Annotated in this window: 3 protein-coding genes; all 3 read left to right on the top strand. The window is 62.7% G+C overall.

Features of this window, described 5'->3' with window-relative positions; genetic code table 11:
- A partial coding sequence (locus SMC5_RS01550; RefSeq protein WP_207798956.1) for a mismatch-specific DNA-glycosylase occupies window positions 1-534 on the top strand: 534 nt, incomplete at its 5' end.
- A gap of 152 nt (window positions 535-686) precedes the next feature.
- Window positions 687-1,190, top strand: a complete 504-nt coding sequence (locus SMC5_RS01545) for a hypothetical protein (protein WP_126854905.1) — start codon at window positions 687-689, stop codon at window positions 1,188-1,190.
- A partial coding sequence (locus SMC5_RS01540; RefSeq protein WP_119119315.1) for a glycoside hydrolase family 5 protein occupies window positions 1,177-3,061 on the top strand: 1,885 nt, incomplete at its 3' end. The genes SMC5_RS01545 and SMC5_RS01540, both read left to right, overlap by 14 nt.

The raw sequence follows: 3,061 nt of genomic DNA, 5'->3' as shown, positions 1-3,061 counted from the left end.
GATGGCGACGGGGCCGGAGAGCTCGTCCCAGATATCTTGACTGACGGTCTGCGTCTCGTCTTCTGTGGCTCGGCACTGGGGGATATGTCCTGGAAGCGAAGGGCCTACTACGCCAACCCGGGCAATCGCTTCTGGCAGACGCTGGCAGAGGTCGGACTGACGCCCCGCAGGCTTGCGGCAGAGGAATACCCGCGGCTGGTCGACTGGGGAATTGGACTGACCGATCTGGTCAAGACCGATCACGGGCAGGACGTGCACATCTTCGATGGCCATGTCGACCTGGACGAGGCGCGCAGACTGCTCAGGGCAAAGGTCCTGCGGTGGCAGCCGCGTGTGCTGGCGTTCACCAGCAGGACAGTGGCAGCTCAGTTCCTGGGGCGGCGGGCCGTGCCGGGACGGCAGCCAGACTGCGTCGGTCGGACCGTGGTGTGGGTCTTGCCGTCGACCTCCGGTCTGGCGCGACGGTTCTTCGAGATCGGACCCTGGCAGGACCTGGCCCGGTTCGTCCGTGACACGACCGGCGGAGTCTCTTGATTACCTGCCGCGCGGGATACACTGATAGTGTCTGGTATCATGTCGCAGGAGAACAGGGGGAACGATGATTTCTGAGACTGTTGCAGTGGATGTCCACGCTGTACTGGAGATGCTGTTGCCCCAGCGGTTGGACGAATATGGCCTGCTGTGACATGGCAACCGACAAGCTCACGTCGCTGCACATCACGATTCCTGGCCTGAGGGGCATGCTGCCCGGGGTGGAGACTGCTGTTTCGACAGCGTTCTGGGTCCCTCTCGCCAAGTTTGTCCTGCACCGCTCGGGGACCTTCGAGATCGTTTGCCAACGGGAAGATACCGACGCCATCAAACTGCTTATGCCAGTCGCTGAGACGATCGAGCGGAGACGTGAAGACGGAGCCTTGATGTTCTGGGGTGCCGTCACACCTGAGGTCAATATGGCCGTTGTCGGGGGCCACGGTTCCGGTCACGAGTCTCTCTGGTGGTGGCAGATAGCCCTGACACGTGACGGAGACCAGGTTTTCGTTTTGCAGGACTATGGGGAGCACATGGACCTGTTCGGGCTGACCGGTGATGAAACGGCAGCGGTTCTCGATCTCCTGCCATTTTCGGCACGCATTGCTCGCACGATGGGTGTCACAGGGACTCCTTTCGAGCAACGCGATGCTGCATCCTGACGGCAGCTGGTTCAAGGACGACGCGGGGCGCACGCTCCTCCTGCGTGGCGTCAACCTCGGAGGGGACAGCAAGGTGCCGACCATCCCGGATGGCGCAACACATCATTCTGATGGCTTCTTCGACCACCGCATGGTCTCGTTCGTGGGCCGACCGTTCCCTCTCTCGGAGGCGTACGAGCATCTGTCGCGCCTCAAGTCCTGGGGGCTGATGACACTTCGGTTCCTGGTAACATGGGAGGCGATCGAGCATGCTGGGCCCGGGCTCTACGATACTGAGTATCTGGACTACGTCGAGCGGGTCGTCCGGCTGGCCGGGGAGATGGGTTTCATCGTGTTCATCGACCCTCACCAGGACGTCTGGAGCAGGTTCACGGGAGGCGACGGCGCGCCCGGCTGGACGCTGGAGGCGGTCGGCTTCGACATGACGAGGTTTGCAGACACGTGCGCTGCCATCGTTCATCAGACGCATGGGGACCCGTTCTCGAGCGTCATCTGGCCGACCAATGCGAGTCGGCTGGCGTCCGCGACGATGTTCACACTCTTCTTCGGAGGCAACGACTTCGCCCCACACGTTCTCGTGGAGGGCGAACCAGTCCAGGAGTATCTCCAGCGGCACTATGTGGACGCCGTTGTCCAGGTCGTTCGGCGCCTGAAGGGCATCTCTTGTGTCGTGGGTTATGACACGTTCAATGAACCGTCGCACGGGTACATCGGATGGAGGGACCTCACGGCGCACGAGGGCTTGATGAGGACCGACCTCATGCCGACGCCTCTCGAGTCGTTTGCTCTGGGCGATGGGTTGGAACAGGAGGTGGGCATATGGGGCACGGGACGGACCGGCTCACACCTGCAGGGACACCGAAGGCTCAACATCGGACATGCCCAGGCATGGAAGGAAGGCAGGCCGTGCATCTGGCGCGACCACGGGGTTTGGACGGCCAACAGCGAGGGCAACCCGCAACTGCTTGCGCCAGACTACTTCTCGCGCGTTGGCGGACGAGACGTTGATTTCGAGCGTGACTACCTGGTCCCGTTCATACGGCGCTATGCAGATGCTGTGCGGGCGGCAGACCCCGAAGCGCTCATTTTCGCCGAGGGCGAGCCACAGGCAATGCCGCCGCAGGTCGGCGAAGGATGTTCGGGGTTCGTGTCCGCGCCGCACTGGTACGACGCAATTCCACTGCTGCTGAAGCGGCCGAGTGCATGGTTCGGTTATGACGTCGTGCACAGCCGGATCGTTTTCGGACCGTGGGCTGTACGCCGCAGCGCCGCCTGGCAGCTCGCCGCCATCCGCCGGGCTGGAACCGAACGCCTGCACGGACCCACCGTCATCGGTGAGATCGGCGTCCCATATGACCTTCGCGGGGGAAGGGCCTTCCGGACCGGCGACTACCGGGAGCAGGAAGCACTCATGGACTGCAGTCTTCGTGCCGTGGAAAGCAGCCTCTGCTCAGCCACGATCTGGAACTACACGGCCAGCAACACCAACGAGAGGGGCGACGGCTGGAACGGCGAAGACCTGTCCATCTGGAGCGCGGACCAGGGACGGGATACGAGAGTCCTCGACCGTGGGGGGCGTACGCTCCGAGCCGTCGTTCGCCCATATCCGGTCGCCACGGCCGGCGAACCCTTGCATCTCTCCTTCGATATGCGCCGTAGGGTCCTGCGCTTCACCTTTCGTCACGACCCGGGCGTCATCGAACCCACCGAGATCTTCGTGCCGCCGTCACAGTACCCGTTCGGGTACAGAGTATGGATGACGGACGGGACCTTCCTCAAAGATGACGCAGGTCATATACTCACGTACCGTCACACACTTGGCCGGCCGACGCATACGATTATCATCCAGCCGAAACAGGCACCCAACAAGC

The organism is Candidatus Cryosericum odellii (genome assembly GCF_003570935.1).
GTDB classification, from domain to species: domain Bacteria; phylum Caldisericota; class Caldisericia; order Cryosericales; family Cryosericaceae; genus Cryosericum; species Cryosericum odellii.
This window is presented reverse-complemented; position numbering and strand designations above follow the sequence as displayed.